Annotated in this window: 20 protein-coding genes and 1 pseudogene; 5 read left to right on the top strand and 16 right to left on the bottom strand. The window is 54.7% G+C overall.

Features of this window, described 5'->3' with window-relative positions; genetic code table 11:
* Positions 1-631 precede the first annotated feature (631 nt).
* The 11 genes from HFD94_RS19955 to HFD94_RS19905 form a co-directional block, all read right to left on the bottom strand.
* A complete protein-coding gene (locus HFD94_RS19955; RefSeq protein ID WP_167433476.1) occupies positions 632-1,564 on the bottom strand; it encodes a hypothetical protein in 933 nt (310 codons plus the stop codon).
* 702 nt (positions 1,565-2,266) lie between these two features.
* Positions 2,267-2,548, bottom strand: coding sequence for a helix-turn-helix transcriptional regulator (locus HFD94_RS19950; RefSeq protein ID WP_064365784.1), 282 nt, complete (start codon positions 2,546-2,548; stop codon positions 2,267-2,269).
* Entirely contained in the window at positions 2,538-2,858 is a 321-nt protein-coding gene (locus HFD94_RS19945; RefSeq protein WP_006122142.1) for a type II toxin-antitoxin system RelE/ParE family toxin, read from the bottom strand. Before HFD94_RS19945 ends, HFD94_RS19950 begins: the two co-directional genes overlap by 11 nt.
* A gap of 74 nt (positions 2,859-2,932) precedes the next feature.
* Positions 2,933-3,772: an N-6 DNA methylase gene (locus HFD94_RS19940; RefSeq protein WP_167433475.1), complete on the bottom strand. Its 840-nt coding sequence runs from the start codon at positions 3,770-3,772 to the stop codon at positions 2,933-2,935.
* 47 nt (positions 3,773-3,819) lie between these two features.
* Positions 3,820-3,966, bottom strand: coding sequence for a hypothetical protein (locus tag HFD94_RS19935; protein WP_033774359.1), 147 nt, complete (start codon positions 3,964-3,966; stop codon positions 3,820-3,822).
* An 89-nt stretch (positions 3,967-4,055) separates the two neighbouring features.
* The gene (locus tag HFD94_RS19930) at positions 4,056-4,472 is read right to left on the bottom strand and encodes a hypothetical protein (protein ID WP_371742572.1); all 417 of its coding nucleotides are present in this window, start codon (positions 4,470-4,472) and stop codon (positions 4,056-4,058) included.
* A gap of 566 nt (positions 4,473-5,038) precedes the next feature.
* A complete protein-coding gene (locus HFD94_RS19925) occupies positions 5,039-5,197 on the bottom strand; it encodes a hypothetical protein (RefSeq protein ID WP_243234804.1) in 159 nt (52 codons plus the stop codon).
* Between the two features lie 62 nt (positions 5,198-5,259).
* The gene (locus HFD94_RS19920; protein ID WP_167433473.1) at positions 5,260-5,991 is read right to left on the bottom strand and encodes a plasmid SOS inhibition protein A; all 732 of its coding nucleotides are present in this window, start codon (positions 5,989-5,991) and stop codon (positions 5,260-5,262) included.
* On the bottom strand, positions 5,988-6,425 hold the full coding sequence (gene psiB, locus HFD94_RS19915; RefSeq protein WP_167433472.1) for a conjugation system SOS inhibitor PsiB: 438 nt from the start codon (positions 6,423-6,425) through the stop codon (positions 5,988-5,990). The genes HFD94_RS19920 and psiB overlap by 4 nt, the downstream gene beginning before the upstream one ends.
* Before the next feature lie 38 nt (positions 6,426-6,463).
* Complete coding sequence (locus HFD94_RS19910) at positions 6,464-8,500, bottom strand: ParB/RepB/Spo0J family partition protein (protein WP_167433471.1); 2,037 nt, start codon at positions 8,498-8,500, stop codon at positions 6,464-6,466.
* A gap of 73 nt (positions 8,501-8,573) precedes the next feature.
* On the bottom strand, positions 8,574-8,807 hold the full coding sequence (locus HFD94_RS19905) for a DUF905 domain-containing protein (RefSeq protein ID WP_256378012.1): 234 nt from the start codon (positions 8,805-8,807) through the stop codon (positions 8,574-8,576).
* A 669-nt stretch (positions 8,808-9,476) separates the two neighbouring features.
* Here HFD94_RS19905 and HFD94_RS19900 point away from each other — a divergent pair.
* Complete coding sequence (locus HFD94_RS19900; protein WP_167433470.1) at positions 9,477-9,812, top strand: nuclear transport factor 2 family protein; 336 nt, start codon at positions 9,477-9,479, stop codon at positions 9,810-9,812.
* Between the two features lie 129 nt (positions 9,813-9,941).
* On the opposite strand, the gene HFD94_RS19895 is transcribed toward HFD94_RS19900, so the two are convergent.
* The 5 genes from HFD94_RS19895 to HFD94_RS19875 form a co-directional block, all read right to left on the bottom strand.
* Positions 9,942-10,130, bottom strand: coding sequence for a hypothetical protein (locus HFD94_RS19895; protein ID WP_167433469.1), 189 nt, complete (start codon positions 10,128-10,130; stop codon positions 9,942-9,944).
* Between the two features lie 39 nt (positions 10,131-10,169).
* Positions 10,170-10,670 (bottom strand): antirestriction protein ArdA, encoded by a 501-nt coding sequence (locus tag HFD94_RS19890; protein ID WP_167433488.1) that lies wholly within the window; start codon positions 10,668-10,670, stop codon positions 10,170-10,172.
* A 474-nt stretch (positions 10,671-11,144) separates the two neighbouring features.
* On the bottom strand, positions 11,145-11,981 hold the full coding sequence (locus tag HFD94_RS19885) for a hypothetical protein (protein WP_167433468.1): 837 nt from the start codon (positions 11,979-11,981) through the stop codon (positions 11,145-11,147).
* Between the two features lie 208 nt (positions 11,982-12,189).
* Positions 12,190-13,455, bottom strand: a complete 1,266-nt coding sequence (umuC, locus tag HFD94_RS19880; RefSeq protein ID WP_167433467.1) for a translesion error-prone DNA polymerase V subunit UmuC — start codon at positions 13,453-13,455, stop codon at positions 12,190-12,192.
* Positions 13,456-13,457: 2 nt separating this feature from the next.
* Positions 13,458-13,835 (bottom strand): S24 family peptidase, encoded by a 378-nt coding sequence (locus tag HFD94_RS19875; protein ID WP_167433466.1) that lies wholly within the window; start codon positions 13,833-13,835, stop codon positions 13,458-13,460.
* 137 nt (positions 13,836-13,972) lie between these two features.
* Between HFD94_RS19875 and HFD94_RS19870 the strand changes: the two genes are divergently transcribed.
* The 4 genes and pseudogenes from HFD94_RS19870 to HFD94_RS19855 all read left to right on the top strand — a co-directional run bounded on the left by HFD94_RS19870 (position 13,973) and on the right by HFD94_RS19855 (position 16,866).
* A complete protein-coding gene (locus HFD94_RS19870) occupies positions 13,973-14,653 on the top strand; it encodes an SOS response-associated peptidase family protein (RefSeq protein WP_167433465.1) in 681 nt (226 codons plus the stop codon).
* 470 nt (positions 14,654-15,123) lie between these two features.
* Entirely contained in the window at positions 15,124-15,573 is a 450-nt protein-coding gene (gene umuD, locus HFD94_RS19865) for a translesion error-prone DNA polymerase V autoproteolytic subunit (RefSeq protein ID WP_167433464.1), read from the top strand.
* A gap of 8 nt (positions 15,574-15,581) precedes the next feature.
* Positions 15,582-15,809, top strand: a pseudogene (locus HFD94_RS19860) (DNA polymerase V subunit UmuC); the annotation flags it as partial.
* 73 nt (positions 15,810-15,882) lie between these two features.
* Complete coding sequence (locus HFD94_RS19855) at positions 15,883-16,866, top strand: site-specific integrase (protein ID WP_167433462.1); 984 nt, start codon at positions 15,883-15,885, stop codon at positions 16,864-16,866.
* The last annotated feature ends 1 nt before the right edge of the window (position 16,867 follow it).

Genomic DNA, 16,867 nt, shown 5'->3' with positions numbered 1-16,867 from the left:
ACGGGCGAGGAACGGCGAAGCGTACCCTTGCGGGCGATCGGATGACGGTGCTACGACCAGCCCTCCGCGGGGAACCATCCGGAACATGAAGCACCGGGGATGAGATGAGCACGAACACACCCGGCACGGCGGAACGGCGTGACGTCCTCAGCGGCCCCGTTTTCGGGGCCAGTGAACGCACCGGCGGCAGCCGGTTGCAGCCCTTGACCTCAGCCATCAGGCCCTATGTCCGAAACCCGAAGGGGTTCGGCGGAGCTTACCGGCAAAGCCGGTTAGCGCAGTAGGACTGACGACCCGGCAACGCCGGGGAGCCGAAGGTGGCCATGTCCCGGTCCCGGAAGTTGATGTTTAGTCAGTAAAGGCAGTAATTGCATCTGAGGCTGCATAACCGGTAACACCATCCGGACAGCAGTGAGACACCCGGCATGACTGGCAGACGACAGAGAACGCGGAGGGAGAGAGCCGGTGCGTCAGCACCGGGTTTTGCCTGGCCGTAAAGGCCTGCAGGCATTGCGCCCTGTACAGCACGGATTCAGGTGCGTGAGGTTGCCGAGCAAATCGGTTAGCGCAGGCAGGTGCTCTGGCTGCCTGATGCTCAGTGCATTTCAGGCAGTTCCTGTGATGCGAAGGTTTAAAACTCCAGATTTTCCAGAAGTTCTGTTTCATCAAGACGTTTTGACGGATGCCGGTACTCTCTCAAGGCTTTAGCCACTTCCGGATCGTTCAGCCATACAGCATGAACGGCGTTCAGGTCGAGCAGGTCGGCCTCGCGGCGTAACCTGCGGGCAGTCTCATAGTTATCCCAGCCTGCCTCGTATGCAGCCTGGCTCATTAGTGACGCTTTCTGTGCAGCAATGCGTTCAAGTACCGCTGGATCGGTTTCCGGTACAGTCCATTCCAGCTTGCTGGCATTGCCGCGCAGCACAACGCGATGCGCCCGATCAGTGATCCTGACGACCTGCGGTTGAAAGCTCAGTGCCTCGTAGTCGCTCAGGTGCCACTCATCGTTCAGCTCAGCCTGAACCAGCAACTCCATTGCCTCCGTGACGGAATCAGCACGACCCAGGCAAACTGCCCCGTCCCGCCAGTACGTGCCGAGATTTCTGTCATCTTCGTGGAACTCCATGGGTCCGTATACGATGACGCCAAAGGGACGGGCGCTCTCAATATACGACTGACGCTCAGCCTCACGGCATCCGGGAGCATCGGCCTGCAGCCATTCAAGTTCCGGCAGGTCAGGACCATCCACGGCTTCCCACGCTTCAGGATACAGTTCGATAGCCAGAGACCGCACGGACGACGCCAGCTCATACCCGGACGGTGTGACGATGTCACCCTTGTTAATCATCGTGCTGATGCAGGAAGCTGCCATCTGCAGGTCATCGAAAAGGTCTTCAGTATTGACACCCAGCGTCTCCATTGCGCGGTGCTTCATCAGATCGCCTTCCAGCTTTGCCAGGCTGAACCGGCGATTTGTGCGCGTAACCAGGTGCACGTCGAAGTTTTGTTTTACCCATGTTTCGGTAGATTCAGAAGCGGCGATTTTGACGTTGTGGGTGTTCATGCTGGTTCTCCTTTGTCGGTTGCTGTTAACCATGTTTCGGTGAGTTCATCGCGGCGAAGGGCAAAGGAGCAACGGCAGACGGGCGAACGCGGGGGCGTCACCGGAGGCCGCAGCGCAAGCGAGCCATCCTTATGGCGAGTGCGAACGGGCGAGGAACGGCGAAGCGTACCCTTGCGGGCGATCGGATGACGGTGCTACGACCAGCCCTCCGCGGGGAACCACCGGAACAGAACAGCCGCACCGAAATGAAGTGAGCATGAACACCTCCGGCACGGCGGAACGGCGTGACGCCCTCAGCGGCCCCGTTTCGGGGCCAGTGAACGCACCGGCGACAGCCGGTTGCAGCCTTTGACCTCAGCCATCAGGCCCTATGTCCGAAACCCGAAGGGGTTCGGCGGAGCTTAGCGGCTTGCCGCTTAGCGCAGTAGGACTGACGACCCGGCAACGCCGGGGAGCCGAAGGGGGCCATGTCCCGGCAGTGGCAGTGGCAGTGGCAGTGGCAGTGGCAGTGGCAGTGGCAGTGTAAGCGGGAAGATTACAGATGAAATGCGGTTAACAAACTATCCGGACTTATAACCGGGAAGGCTGGCAGGCAAAAGGTAAGGGCCGGTGCGGCAGCACCGCCCCTTACCTGCCCGAAGGGCTGCTTTTCGCTTTCAGACGCGCGCATATTCTCAGGCATCGCGCATCTTAGAATGCTGTTTAACTGAAAAACAGCGTAGCCGTGTTCACGCCGCACGCCCGCGCATACCGGGACAGGTTTTCGACACTGGCAGATGTGATATTTTTTTCCATGCGTGAAAGCGTTGACGGTGCAATACCCATTCGAGCGGCTACATCTGCGCTGTTTAATCCGGCATGGCTGCGCCACTCGGCCAGCAGCTCCTGGAGACGCTCTTTCCGGGCTTCCGCCTCATAGGCTGCCCGAAATTCATCACCCTGCATCAGCTTTGCTTTCATCTCCGCGAGAGTTTTATGTGCCATTGATCATGTCCTCCAGTCTGCGCCACGCCAGATCGATTTCGGCAGGTGGCGTTTTAGGTGTTTTTTTTATGAAGATACGTAACACAAAAATATTCTGGCCTGTCTGATATACCCATAAACCGCGAGCAATATCGCCACCCATTGTGCGAACTTCAAACAGACCATTACCGAGAGGCTTACAGTGCGGCTCTCTCAGGGAGCGGGGATTTTTTTCCAGCTTCTCCAGCAGTCGCACCATTTTGGCGGCTATTTCTGCGGGAAGAGCTTCCAGTTCATCACCGGCATTGTCGTGCAATTTTACGTTAAACAATTTATCTCCTCCGTGACAGAAATAATAGCAATAATGCTAACTTAGCTCAAGAGCTAAGTTAGCATATAAGCTAATTAATTATTTACATCCTTCTCCGACACTCCTCTGATAAAAGCCATCATCGCCTTGATCCGGCGCTGGCTTTTCAGCCGTTCTTCAAAATCATTGAGATAGTAAACCGGTGTATAGCGAACCCGGTTAAATTCAAGCGTCAGCGTGTTGCCGGTGACAACCTCCGCAGCTATGCCCAGCAGGGAAAGCTGTATAAACGCCATATCCGCCGCGACAGGATCAATATCAATGCAACTGACGAACATCTGAGCGGATGGATTCAGCCCGGCTTCAATCAGGCACTCAGCATAAGCGATCACCATTCCCCCGGCTCCGCAGGTCGGCTCTGACAGGGTAAACATCCCTTCCCGGCGGATGGTATCAATCACGCCAGGCATCAGCAGGCGGGCCATCATCGACTGGACACTGTAAGGCGTAAAATACTGCCCCCTGCGATCGTCGCCCAGCTCCAGCTCCATAAAAATAGCGCCCAGAAAATCATGAAACTGAGCCTGAAGCGCACATACCATCAGCGCGAACAGTTCATGCATATTCTGTATATCGGCGGTGCTGTACCGTTCGCAGATTTTCCGGCAGCGTTCAATGCTCTCCGGCGTTCTGATCCGGGCGATATCCAGCTCACTGGCCGCCAGGATAATGAAATCGCTGAACACCTCCCAGCGGCGCAGGTTATACCCTGTTTTTCGAAAGACGCTGATAAACTCTTTTCTCGCCGCTGCCAGGCTTAACGCGGGTGCGGAAACCGCAGGCAGATTTACCGGCAGCGCGGGTAAAGGATGCTGAACAACCGGTGCCGCGTCCTGTGCCTGGTCAAAAAATTCCGCAAAACTTATCTGTGACATGAATAGATTCCTTTTACAGCCGCCCCGATCAGGGGCGGCTTTTCACATCACGCCATGCTGAGGCCGGCATGAACCAGTTTCATAAACTTCGGCCAGTTTTTCAGCTTCATCGCAGGAACGCGGGCGCTCTTTCCTTCGCGAAGCGCATTTACAAATACTCTCGCCTGTGACACGATTTGCGGGTCGAATTGCATGGGTTTATCTCCGTTAAGTTTGACAGCGCCGGAACGGTCGTTGGTAGCGTGGTTCCGGCGGTGAATGAGCAGGCTTATGCCTGCTTTTTTCATTTCTGGTTCAGCTCAAATGCCTCCTTGACGCTCGTTATGATCCGGGCGTGAGTCATGTGGTTGTAATTACGCAGGCGGAAGTAACGCACCCCGATACGGGCGTAAATGTCCGTTACTTCGCCGCAGTACATTTCTGCAAACATGAACGTTTCACAGTTCCCGCCCTCACTGCATGCCCAGTTCAGCGGATAGAGTGTCCCCAGCGCATCGTGAAAGCGGTGTACGTCGATCTCCACGGGCGCTTTTACCGCCGCCGCCTCACGATTCAGCCAGTAACTCCGCGCTTCTTCGGCATAACCCTCTGCGCCGGAAAAACAATCTGCCAGGTGCGGATGTAAGCCGTTGATGTTTTGCCCTTCAGCCCAGGTTTCGGTGGTTTTGGTTGCGGCGGTTTTGACGTTCTGTGTGTTCATGCTGGTTCTCCTCTGATGGTTACTAAAACCCTGTTTCGGTTGGTATGGAGCGGCGAAGGGCAAAGGAGCAACGGCAGACGGGCGAACGCAGGGGCGTCACCGCAGGCCGCAGCGCAAGCGAGCCGTCTTTGTGGCGAGTGCGAACGGGCGAGGAACGGCGAAGCGTACCCTTGCGGGCGAATGGATGACGGTGCTACGACCAGCCCTCCGCTCCGTACCAGCCGGAAAAGGGTGACAGCACAGGGATGAGCATGAACACAGTCGTCACGACGGAACGGCGTGACGCCGTTGAAGGGCGCAGCGCGCCCGGTTGAAGCACCGGCGACAGCCGGTTGCAGCCTTTGACCTCAGCCATCAGGCCCTATGTCCGAAACCCGAAGGGGTTCGGCGGAGCTTACCGGCAAAGCCGGTTAGCGCAGTAGGACTGACGACCCGGCAACGCCGGGGAGCCGAAGGTGGCCATGTCCGGCAGTCGGTTGTCTGAAAAACTGCCACAGAAACTCTGCCGGGATCACGCTGAGCGCTTTACTAACACGGGTGTCTGCCTGTTACGTCTGAAGACAGCCTCAGCCCTCGTCACCTCCACCGCCCCGCCACCAGGCAATGTCATCATCCAGACGCCTGATCTGCTCACTGACGGCCTCAGCAAGACGCTCGGTTTCGATTTCCTGCGCCCCTGAAAGCCCCTCCCACTCACCCGACATCACGCAGAGTTTTTCATGCATGGTTATCAGCTTCCGGCGCTGACTTCGCGCCGTTTTCAGCTCAGTAACGTAATCGCCCCGGCTCATACCGCCACCGCACTGAACATCAGCTTGTTGGGTACCATCCAGCGCTCCAGCGCCTGCGTCATCGCGCTCGATTCCTCTGACAGGAACCTGGCTTCAATTCCCAGCCTCCATAACGGCTGGCCTGCCATTTCCCAGCGTTCCAGAGATTTCAGGGAGGGGAACCTCTCACTCCACCGATAAAACATGGTCTCCAGCTCGGTATGGTGCAGTTGCGAGTCAGACCAGCGGGAAATCCAGCTGCTGACACTGGCTGGCGTATGAAATGCCAGGTCAATCTCAGCCTGCCCTTTTATCGCCTGATGAGTCCGCGTTTTATCCTCTCTCTCACGGCGGAACTGGCGGGAGTACTTCTCACTGAGCAGCTCCGTTTTTCGCCGCTGCCGCTCTGTGCCCTGAAACCGCCATCCCGGGAACAGCTCGTCAACATCATAACTGTTCAGTGGATGCGGGCAGTGCTCACCGGCACTGGCAATCATTCGATCAATCGCTGCCAGCCATGACTGTCTGTTACCCCTGAATTCAGACTCAGGCATCGAGGGACGGAAAAAGCGGATTTCTTTCAGCGTCACCCGCCTGCTGCCCCTGAGAAGGCGGAAAAAGGCGTGTGCATACGGATAGTCGGCACAGTACACGTTACGTTCATGCCTGCTTTCAACGAACGCAATGGCCTGCATCGCGGCACGGCGTGCAGACGAGAGCGGAACCAGTGAACGGCTGATCGGGATCATGCAAATTCTCCTTCCGCCAGATATTCCGCCATACCGGCTGCGCAGTGTTCCAGCAGGGAGGCCTGAGCTGCTGCGTCGATCAGGTCGCTGATGCGCTGCGGGTCGAACGGCGTCAGCCTGAGCACCTCGCGCACGCAATTTCCGTCAGCTGACATGAGGACAATCAGCCACTCACCGGACACGTCTCCCGGACTGCATACGCAGAGACTGAATGCCTCTCCGGGCGGCGTGTAGCGCAACTGAACCGGAAAGAATCCGCCAAATTCTCCACGGTATTCCCCGTTGACCTTCCAGCCCGCAGGCACGTGCAGCAGCTGCGCGACGGCGCTGGTCAGAATGTGGCGATCGTTCTCGCCTCTTTCACGCCACTCCTCAAATTCGCAGGGGTGCATTTCAGTCAGCATGGTCAGATTCAGAGCATTGTTATTTTTCATGTTTGTCTCCATGCCGCCCCGAAGGGCGGCGCTCCTTATCAGGCCGCGTGAGCGGGAACGTTGTTGTCAGTGTCGCTGCCAGCCTCAGCAGACCCGGCCACGCCAGTCGTTTCAGGCTCCGGCCCTTTCATCCAGGCTGGCACCCAGCGCGTATCCCGCATTTTTCCCTCAGCCAGTTCAGCGGCATCGCCCTTCTTCATTTTCGCCGCGTCAGCAGCCGCGCCTGTAAACCCGGCCTCAGTCAGCGAATCGATAATCTGTGTATGCTTCAGGTCAGCGAAGAAGTTCGCCTTTGTGGGTTGCCACCAGTCACGCATGTGGAAGCCAATCGCATTTTCCAGTGTGTCCAGCCGGCTGTCAGTGGTGCGCTGATATTCACGCGTCTGCACCCCGTCAACCGAACAGGCAACGCAGAACGCCATCAGTGACATAAGCGTTTCACCGCTCAGATCGAAGAATGTGGTGAAGTCTTTATTCCATCCCTGCGGCAGCAGGGATTCCAGACGGGCCTTTTCCTGCATCAGGACGGTAAAGCCCGGGCCTTTGTCACCGGACGGGGCATCCTGCGTCAGGCTGTAGTGTGGTACGGTCACGCGGATGCTGAACGGGTTGCCATACTGTGAGCCGGAGCTGAATACGTTGTTGCAAAGCTGCCAGACCAGCAGGGAAACAGCCTTTTTCTGTTGCTGCATCAGCGCAGCCTGCACGGCAAGGGTGCGCTCAGACGACATTTTGGTGAGAAGCGGCAGACTGATCCCCTCAGCCGCATCCGGCTTTTTAGCCATGCTGATTGGGCTGTTCTGAGGTACGGCAGACTGTGCGTCCTGCTCTGTTTCGCTGCTTTCATCAGCCTGCAGATCGGCAACCCGCACAACGCCGCGCTGCACACAGAGTTCATCGTATTTATCGAACCCGACCACCACGCCCGACATGGCGCGAACTTCCGGGGTCCAGGCACGAACCAGTGCTGCTTTCTCGATGATTTCAATTTCATCGCTGGCTGCGCTGTAGCCATCATCGTCAGCGCTTTGTGCACATTCATCAGCCACCTGGTACAGATCATCAATGCGGCTTTCTTCGTCACCGATGTAGACAGGTTCCGGCTCGTCGGTCAGCTGATACGTCAGCGCATCCCGGTGCGGATAAAGCGAACTCAGCTGGCCCATGCTCCATTTCCAGCCTTCACTTTCCTGAATGGCCTGCGCCATTGCGGTCAGCTTCTGCAGGGTCAGGGTTTCCAGCAGAACCGCGTCAGCCGTTCCCTCACCTTCCTGCTGACTGAACAGGTCTTCGCGCACGACACCGCCTGCTGCCTCGTACGTCTCACGACCCACGAAGAGAAAGCGCTTATCTGTGATGGAGATTTCTTTATCGGTAATGAGTTTTCGTAACATGGTGACGGGCAGGTTATGCCAGGAGGCTTTGACCTCTTCATAAACACGCACCTGACGGGCCTGATCGTCTTCAAGGCAGAGCGCCTGGCACTGCTCAACCGTCAGCTGATCCTCTGCCAGCAGCTTAAGCAGCGACGGCGCAAGGTTTGCGAGTTTCAGCATGCGCTGAACGTGACGGGTGCTGTAGCCCAGCTCGGCACCAATCTGTTCGGGAGTTTTACCCTGATAAGCCAGGGTACCGAAGCTGGCAATCTGCTCCGCCGCATGCATATCGCTGCGCTGCGCATTCTCGATGTAGGAAACCAGCGCGGCCATTTCCGGTGAGACGCGCTTGAAAGGCACCGGGTAATCAGGGGTCAGAAACTGCTGTGAGAGCAGCAGATTCAGGGCGGTAAGGCGTCTGCCACCTGCGGCCACCGCCAGTTCGCCGTCCGGCAGTGCGTGGGCGACCAGATTCTGCAACAGGCCGACCGACCTGATGGTTGCCGCCATGCTCTCAACGCTTTCAGTGGAATACGGGATGGTACGGGCATTCAGCAGTGACATGACGAACACTGACAGGGGCGCATACTCAACCGGCGCGGCCTCAAGCGCCGCTTTTACCGCCGCCTGTTCGGCACCGGTCACTTTTTTAACGCTGGTTCTTTTAGGGGCTTTTGCTTTAACATCGGTTACTGACATCGTTAATACCTCGTTAGATTATTGACTGTCCCGCCCTGCGGAGTGGCTGCTCCGCAGGGCACCTTTTAACGGCTTACTGCGCTTTGCGAATACCGTAATCACCGATATAACGGTTCAGCCAGTAACCCGCCTCTGATTCAAAATCCCATGCTCTCCAGACCAGACCGCCGTCCTTACGCACGACCAGGCGAAAGTGCGTACCCTGATCGTCTTCGATAGTCACATTGGAATACTGCGCAGCGACTTCCATCGCCTGCTCACGCGTGAAGGTGTCATCCGGTAAGCGCACAACTGCTGGCTGTTCCACTTAAATCTCCTGTCTGTCTGCCCTTAAAACCATCACCCGTTGAGTTGCCGGGGCCGCGGTCTTGACGTTTTGCGGGGAACTGCTGCTTTCTCCCCTGGTTGTAACCTTCACCCGTTTGAGAGCCGTTCGCCGCAAAGGGCGCAACGAGCACGGGCCGGCGCAGATGTCCGGGAGCGAGCGGAAAAATTTTTGGCCACATAAAAAATTTTCCGGCGAGAGGCTTCAGCCGTCCCTGGACAGCCAGGCGGTTTGTGCTTGTCTCAGCCCCGGCGAAAGGACTCAGACGGGCGAAACAACCCATGAGGAAAGCAGGAACCCGCCGCAACGGTGTGACGCGCGGGGGCGAAACAGCGTTGCCCCTTACATCCCGCCGTGTGTGGTGGCGGGATGCAGGGAGCGCCGTTTACGGCGGGACTGAGCGGCGCAGCCGGAACGGCTGCTGCGAGCGGAAGGTGTTGCGTCAGGATGGAAACCCGCTGCCCCGGAACGGGGCCGGGCAGAGACGGCTCGCCGGCTCTGTGCGGAGCATGACAGCCGACCGGACGCCCGGGGTAACGGACTTTTTATGAATAATCGGCGATACACCGAAGAAATGATTTCAGAAGCCTTCAAACTAATGAATGCTTATGCTATTAAACAGCATAAATAAACAACCACAGAGAGCTGAACATGTCAGTAATACGTCCGGTCGCCGCTCAGTTTGAGGCTTACAATAAACACGATATAAATGCTTTTATTGATTGCTTTTCTGAGGATTTCAGGGGCTATCGCATGCCCGCCGAAACCCCCTCTACGATCGGAAAATCAGCGCTGCGTGAGTTTTACATAAGTAATCGTTTTAACAATCCGGAACTCAGGGCAGAACTCATTTCCAGGACGGTGCTGGGTAACAAAGTGTTTAATCACGAATTCATTCATGGCCTGTCACCCGATCCCCTCGAAAGCATTGCTGTTTTCGAAATTTCAAATGACCTTATCTCAACGGCGTGGTTCTACTTTCCATGATATCAATCTCGCGGCTCTGACAGGCAAAAAGACAGGAGTCGCGCCGTCAGGCGCGCCTCTTTCCTTTCTGCTGCCGCAGGCGCGTTTTTCGCGGGCTAAAAGGCGGCCGGAACCGCCTGACTGTGCTGATTACCCTTTCCCGCCCTGCTGAATAAAGTGGCCACCGATGTAAACGGCACTCTGACAGGTCATAAAATGACAGATTTCATCCATGATCTCCTCCGCTCTAAACTCTCTCAGGCCGTTGGTTCGGCGCTGCGCGTTCACAGCAGCTTTATACTGACGCAGGATTTCGCGGGTTTGTGGTGACAGTTCCATTTTTTCTCCTTTGCGGCAGGGCTTCCCCTGCCGGCGACATCAGTTGCTGAATACAAAGCCGTCGTGCAACACATAGCTGCTGCTGAACAGGTCGCGGGCATAGGCTTCATAGTCGAAATAAGAGCGCAGCGGCTCCGGCACGTCATTCAGCAGGCCGTTGTCTTCAACCAGCTCATACGCGTAATCTTCCTCCGTTTCTGCCTTCCCCCTGTACGCATCATCAAACGCGTCAAAATCACACCCGCCCGAATAATCCGCCCACGCAATAAAGGCGTCTTCCCTGCCCTCTTCTTTCGCCTGCTTCCAGGCCGCGATGAAATCCCAGTCGATAGAGGATTCAGATACGAATTTAGACGGAATGCCCTCCCAGTCCTGAAACATAAATTCAGGATCTTCTTCAGAGGCGTGGAGTTCGCGACACGCGTCGTGAAACTCGTCCTTTTCCTCAAATTCAGTGAGATCAAACCATTTCCCGAAAATGCTGCCGCAGTTGTATTTATGGTAAGTCCCGACGTATACCGCTGGTCCGCTAAATGTCATAAGAAATCCTCCGCAGTCAAAGTAATCACCGTTCCGGCCTGTGCCGTGACTGAATGACAGCCCGGCGGAAAGCGGAGTGTTCAGGAGCGACACCACAGGCCGCAGCGCAAGCGAGCGGGAGACGGGATTACGCACGGCGCTGGCGCGAATTTCTGAGCGGCGGCGCGACGGAAGTAAGCGCGGCGGAGCGAGTGCGAACGGGCGAGGATGGCGAGCGAAGCGATCTCTTGAACACGCAGCGGCCGGGCTAAAGTGAAGTCACGGCACCGGCCGCAGCACGCACGGACCGGTTTTTCTGCCCTGTCCCGCCGCATGGCGGAATATAGCGGCGCGCAGCAACATCCTTATTATTTTCTTTCGCCCGCAGTCCGAGTTTATCGCGGCCCGACTAAGCTGACGGCGCGGCACTTTCCCTATGCCGGTTTCCGGCCGCAGAACGGGAAGCGGCAAAAGAAACGGTTCAATCGAACATCACTACGATTTAGAGCTTGATTTACTTGGGCCTTTTGGAACCGTTGATTCGTTATATCTATCTTTAAAAAACTTTAGTCGGGCCAATATTTCTTCTTTAGTAGCAACCTTATGTTGTAACTTTTCAGCATCAGAGCTTTTTTTAATATTACTTACCGCAGATGTTGCATCTGAAGGAGGATTAGGTGTCGGATCAGACGGTGGATGAGAGTTATTTGAATTATTATTTTTTGGCCTAGGGTTTGCAAAAAATGAAAGCGGAAGGATTATTGCTTCATTATTCTTTCCTAACGCTAAAACATTTGCTCCCATATGAATTTCGCTAGTGTTACCATCACTACTATCATCTGAATCGCTATCGATTTTATAAAACGTAAGTTCTTGAGAATATTCAATAAATTGATCATAACTCATACCGCTTACAAAGAGATCTTTAGAATCGACCTTCTTTGTTATGTCAAAATATCTCATACAGCATAAATCTAGTGACTTCCCATTTTCTCCAAGCTTACCGGCGATAACATAGTGAGAATTTGAGTTTTCGTTGTCTTTTAACATAAATTTTGCAAATTCATACCCAGTCTTTCCCGATTTGTATTTATCATATTCATCTTTGAAGTCAGATGGCCTTCTCTTGAACTCAATAATGAAATAAGCATTATCCTTTCTAGTAATTGTGTCGCCTATTGCTTCTGGATAACCTGACAAAGGACTCAGTAAGTCTATCCCAAACTCTTCTGATGCATTTAAAACAAATCTATACTCAACAGTTTTTTCCCACCATAAATTTCCTACTAATTGTTTTTTTTCAGCAGTAGTTTCTATAGATTCGCTGGTCATCTTCTTTCTCCATGAGGTATAAAATATCTACAGAATGCCTAACTTACCCAACCTTGCAAAGATGTAATTAATATCCCTTAGCTTTTTATTTAAACGGACTGCTAGGGTAAGTGCGCATAAAAACCTAATCTTATGTGGCTCCCTCCAGCCCACAGTTTTGCCGGCTCGTCAAACCCCGCTACCTGATGAGCAAGCAGGCCAGTCCCTCTCACGATTTTATTTTTGGAATATCTTTTAATCTCGTTGTGTAGCGAGGTGACAGCATTTCACGCTTCATCTGCCATGCACTGTCACTCTCTCCCTGGCCCGCGAAAAAAACTTTTCCTCTCCCTGAACGATTAATACCGTCCAGTGCTGCCATTAACGCGTCTGCGTTCGCACGCGGCTGCTGCTCACTAAACATGTCAAACTGCGCAACACCTGACTGGTAAAAATCACCCAGCATGACGCCGGCTTTCGCATACCTGTAACCCTCCTTCCAGATAGTGCTAAGCCCACGAAGTGCTGATTCGATAATGTCCCGCGAGTCATTCGTCGGATAATCGCATATGCGTGAGGACGTATTTGAATACTGCGGTTCATCACCGTGACGACCGGTGGCAATCGAGACGCTTATATGGCGGCAGCGTGAATTCTGCTCCCTTAGCTTTTCCGCCGCACGCGTGGCATACAGTACGATTGCCTGCTGCATATCTTCCAGCTGTGTTATGCGCTGGCCAAAAGAGCGAGAGTTCACTATCTGCTGCTTAGGCGGAGGTGCGTCTTCTAGTGCCAGGCAGGATTCTCCATTAAGTTCCCGTGTCGTACGTTCGACGATGACGTCAAAGTTTTTCCGTATCATGCTGATATTGCTGTCTGCGAGCTGCAGGGCCGTGGTGATGCCCAGCTGGTTCAGCCGCTTACTGATGCGATGACCAATACCCCAGATATCACTGACGTCAGTCAGATGCAGAAGTTTTCGTTGCCGGCTTTCGTCAGACAGATCCACGACACCCCGGGTCTGCGTCCATTTCTTGGCCGCGTGATTAGCCAGTTTGGCCAGCGTTTTGGTCGGTCCGAAACCCACGCCGATTATCAGTCCGGTTTCTCTCCGGATGCGCTCACGCATCTGCTGGCCAAATGTCTCAAGCGGGATAAGTCTGCCAATCCCGGTAACGTCCAGGAATGACTCATCGATGGAATAGACTTCCTGTCCCGCGGCCATCTCGCCCAGTATGGCCATCATGCGCGCTGACATATCACCGTACAGTTCGTAATTTGAGCTGAACACCTGCACGCCGTTCTCTCTGAAATAGCGTTCGTTCTGGAACAGGGGAGCGGCCATCTTAATCCCTAACCGCTTTGCTTCTGCCGATCGCGCGATGACGCAGCCGTCATTGTTCGATACGACGACAAGGGGTTTGCCGCGCAGGTCCGGCCTGAAGACGGTTTCGCAGGAGGCATAAAAATTGTTGGCATCGGCCAGCGCAAACATAATCATTCTCCTGCCGGTCCGCTGAATCCTACCCCGGCTACGTCCGTGAGGGCATAGGCAACCACACCCCATACGGGGAGCGGCTGGCTTATATCAAGCAAAGTAACAGTTTCATCCGCGTCCAGCGCCTGCAGGGCGGGAACCGGATTGAGCAGCAGGCGCCTCAGCGTCATCTCCCCGTCGAGCTCGGCCACGATAAGCTGACCGTGTGCCGGTTTCAGCGCCCGATCAATGGCCAGCACGGACCCTTTAACAATACCCGCATCAGCACAGTCGCTTTCGCTGCGCATGAGATAGGTAGAGTAAGGCGAAAGATGCACCAGGTCGCCCAGATTAAGGCGCGTTTCAGTGTAGTTCTGGGCCGGACTCTGAAAGGCCATGAATTGCTCCATTATTTACAGCTTTTCAGCCTTATGAGATGAACCTGATAGCGACCAGTTGTTCGTCGCGCAGGCGCAATTAATACTCCAAGTATCAGTATACGTCGCTATCCTTACATCAACAGAAGGAGGTACCCATGTGTGGAAGATTTGCGCAGTACAGCAGCCGCGATGATTATTTTGATGCACTCGGCCTGACCCCGGACGAAATCACATTCGATCCGGAACCTGTCGGGCGCTTTAACGTAGCACCAGGCACTAAAGTACTCCTTCTAAACGAACAGGAAGATTCGCTGCGTCTCGATCCGGTGTACTGGGCCTATGGACCGGAATGGTGGGATAAGCAGCCACTTATCAACGCGCGCGGTGAGACGGCTGCGAGCGGCCGCATGTTTAAGCCTCTCTGGAATCATGGCCGCGCTATCGTGCCTGCTGACGGCTGGTTCGAATGGCAGAAAGAAGGTGGTGAGAAGCAGCCATTCTTCATCTTTCACAAAAAAAAGGAGCCGCTTTTCTTCGCCGCCATCGGCAGGCAGCCGTACGGTCAGGATCACGGCAAAGAGGGGTTCGTAATTGTCACATCAGCCAGCAATCAGGGCATGGTCGATATACATGACAGACGGCCGCTGGTGATTACGCCTGATGCCGTTCGTGAATGGCTCTGCAATGAAACGTCTCCAGCGCGTGCGGAAGAAATTGCCCATGATGCTGCCGTTCCGGAAAAAGCATTTACCTGGCATCCTGTCAGTAAAAAAGTAGGCAATATTCATCACCAGGGAAGTGAGCTTATCGGGGCTTTACCCGCAGATAAAGATTAATGCCCTTACCGTTCACAAAACTCTATATGGGTATCTCTCCGCCGGGTATCGTTTCCGGATTGAGCAATCCCGAAGAGAAATAAGGCTGCATATTTCTTTCCCTGAACGTGCAATCGTAACGCTCGCCGCAGGCCCGGCTGAGGCGTACCGCAGCGCAGCGAGGAACGAACAGCCGTGGCGAGGAAGCGTCATTTCACCGATGCCGTCATGGACTGCTTACGCCCGATACATACATTCCGCATTCTCATTAAATCAGCCTGGCACTGAAAGTCGGGCTGTCCGTCATAAAATTTCCCATCCTGTCAGACACATGGCTTCGCTTTTGTTCATGGCCGCTTCGCTCCCTCTTGCCAGATTAATTCACCTCAATAATACTGTACAAATAAACAGTAAAATGAGAGGAGGAATTTTATGCGCTATTTCAACAGAGTTTCTGCAGTGACACGACAGCATAACCGGAGCATCTGGTCATGAATCCGGGTAACTATGCAGCAGGCCTGACATTGCTCTGGCCACCCCTGTTTACGCCCCGCGTCCGTGTGCCACTGTATGCCGATCCGTGCGCCGCCGGCTTCCCCTCCCCCGCTCAGGATTACGTTGAGAAAGAACTCGATCTGAATGAGCTCTGCATCCGCCGGCGCGCCTCGACCTTCTTCGTGCGCGCCAGTGGAAACAGTATGCGGGACCTCGGTCTCTGCGATGGTGACGTCATGGTTGTTGATCGGGCAGAGAATGCGACTCACGGCGACATCGTGATCGCGGAGGTCAACGGCGAGTTCACCGTCAAGCGTCTGCAGCTACAGCCCACGCTGGCACTGCTCCCGATGAATCCGGCCTATCCGGTAATATATCCGGAGGAACTGCAGCTGCTCGGTGTTGTTACCTGGTTCTTTAACAGTACCCGGGCCCGTCGGAGGTGACCATGTCCATGTTTGGCCTCGCCGACGTCAACTCGTTTTACGCCAGCTGCGAGGCATTGTTTCGGCCAGATCTCCGCGGTAAACCCGTTGTTGTGCTGTCGAACAACGACGGCTGCGTCATCGCGCGCAGCACGGGCGCAAAAAAACTGGGTATCAAAATGGGTGCACCGTGGTTCCAGATTAAAAATCAGAATTTTAGCGAGCGCGTTCATGTATTCAGTTCGAACTACGCGCTCTAGTAAGTTAAGTGGAATGCAACATTGATTGAGTAAAATTTGAGCAGCAATACTGCTGCCAGAGGTGAGCACAATGATGATTTCACCGGATGAACATATCCTGTTGCTGGCAGAGCGCTGGCTGAAACTTCTGTTCGACCTGGGACGGGCGCCGTCAACACTCAACGCCTACCGCAATGCCCTCCACCATTATTTTGCGTTCTGCAGCCAGCACAGGCTTGACCCTGAAAAGGCTAGGTTTGAAGATCTGGCCGCCTACATCAGCCCTCAGTTACCCGGCATGCCTTTCTCCGCGGCCAGCGCCACACTCCAGCTGCGACTGTCAGCAATTCGTCTGTGGTATGACTTTCTGATGTATCTGGATCTCTGTACGGTCAATCCGCTGCCCCGCTCCGGCACACCTGGCATGCTGTTTTCCGGCCGGGGATTGGTTCCCCGCATCGTAAAGCTGCCGCGTATTCCTGACGATACGCAGTGGCAAACTTTTCTTTTCCACGCTGCCGCTTCCCCGCTTCGTGACCGCCTGATGCTGGCCTTAACCTATTACGGTGCGCTACGGCGCTCCGAGATTACTTCACTGAGTATCAACGACTTCGACTTTGCACACCGGCTTATCCGCATTCGCGCAGAAACCACCAAAAGCCGGCGTGAACGCGTTGTCAGTTATAGTCCGGCCGTTGCACCAGTGCTGGCAGCCCACCTTATGCAGATGAAACGGAACGGAATCGTCAGAGGTGCCCTCTTCCGTTCTGAGTCCGACCGCAATCAGGGTGCGCCGCTTTCATACTGGACCTGGAGCAAAACGGTACGGAAATGGTCACTGGATTCAGCGCTGACGGACATCTCAACACATACCTTCCGGCACCTGCGGCTGACACATCTGGCCCGTGCAGGCTGGAAGCTGCACGAACTCGCCACCTATGCGGGACACCGCGACCCGGCTACCACACAGATCTATATCCATCTTTCGGGCAGGGAGCTTGCCACAAGGATGGCAGGAGCGATAGAAACGGCAGATATCAGGTTGGCTAACCTTATTTTCAGCCCGGAGAAATAAT

The organism is Pantoea sp. EKM20T, from assembly GCF_011800485.1.
In the GTDB taxonomy this organism is placed as follows: domain Bacteria; phylum Pseudomonadota; class Gammaproteobacteria; order Enterobacterales; family Enterobacteriaceae; genus Pantoea; species Pantoea agglomerans.
This window is presented reverse-complemented; position numbering and strand designations above follow the sequence as displayed.

Coding starts and splice junctions, on each gene's coding strand:
- HFD94_RS19955 (WP_167433476.1), bottom strand. CDS start 1,564: ATGAACACCCACAACGTCAAAATCGCCGCTTCTGAATCTACCGAAACA.
- HFD94_RS19950 (WP_064365784.1), bottom strand. CDS start 2,548: ATGGCACATAAAACTCTCGCGGAGATGAAAGCAAAGCTGATGCAGGGT.
- HFD94_RS19940 (WP_167433475.1), bottom strand. CDS start 3,772: ATGTCACAGATAAGTTTTGCGGAATTTTTTGACCAGGCACAGGACGCG.
- HFD94_RS19935 (WP_033774359.1), bottom strand. CDS start 3,966: ATGCAATTCGACCCGCAAATCGTGTCACAGGCGAGAGTATTTGTAAAT.
- HFD94_RS19930 (WP_371742572.1), bottom strand. CDS start 4,472: ATGAACACACAGAACGTCAAAACCGCCGCAACCAAAACCACCGAAACC.
- HFD94_RS19925 (WP_243234804.1), bottom strand. CDS start 5,197: ATGCATGAAAAACTCTGCGTGATGTCGGGTGAGTGGGAGGGGCTTTCA.
- HFD94_RS19920 (WP_167433473.1), bottom strand. CDS start 5,991: ATGATCCCGATCAGCCGTTCACTGGTTCCGCTCTCGTCTGCACGCCGT.
- psiB (WP_167433472.1), bottom strand. CDS start 6,425: ATGAAAAATAACAATGCTCTGAATCTGACCATGCTGACTGAAATGCAC.
- HFD94_RS19910 (WP_167433471.1), bottom strand. CDS start 8,500: ATGTCAGTAACCGATGTTAAAGCAAAAGCCCCTAAAAGAACCAGCGTT.
- HFD94_RS19900 (WP_167433470.1), top strand. CDS start 9,477: ATGTCAGTAATACGTCCGGTCGCCGCTCAGTTTGAGGCTTACAATAAA.
- HFD94_RS19895 (WP_167433469.1), bottom strand. CDS start 10,130: ATGGAACTGTCACCACAAACCCGCGAAATCCTGCGTCAGTATAAAGCT.
- HFD94_RS19890 (WP_167433488.1), bottom strand. CDS start 10,670: ATGACATTTAGCGGACCAGCGGTATACGTCGGGACTTACCATAAATAC.
- HFD94_RS19885 (WP_167433468.1), bottom strand. CDS start 11,981: ATGACCAGCGAATCTATAGAAACTACTGCTGAAAAAAAACAATTAGTA.
- umuC (WP_167433467.1), bottom strand. CDS start 13,455: ATGTTTGCGCTGGCCGATGCCAACAATTTTTATGCCTCCTGCGAAACC.
- HFD94_RS19875 (WP_167433466.1), bottom strand. CDS start 13,835: ATGGCCTTTCAGAGTCCGGCCCAGAACTACACTGAAACGCGCCTTAAT.
- HFD94_RS19870 (WP_167433465.1), top strand. CDS start 13,973: ATGTGTGGAAGATTTGCGCAGTACAGCAGCCGCGATGATTATTTTGAT.
- umuD (WP_167433464.1), top strand. CDS start 15,124: ATGAATCCGGGTAACTATGCAGCAGGCCTGACATTGCTCTGGCCACCC.
- HFD94_RS19855 (WP_167433462.1), top strand. CDS start 15,883: ATGATGATTTCACCGGATGAACATATCCTGTTGCTGGCAGAGCGCTGG.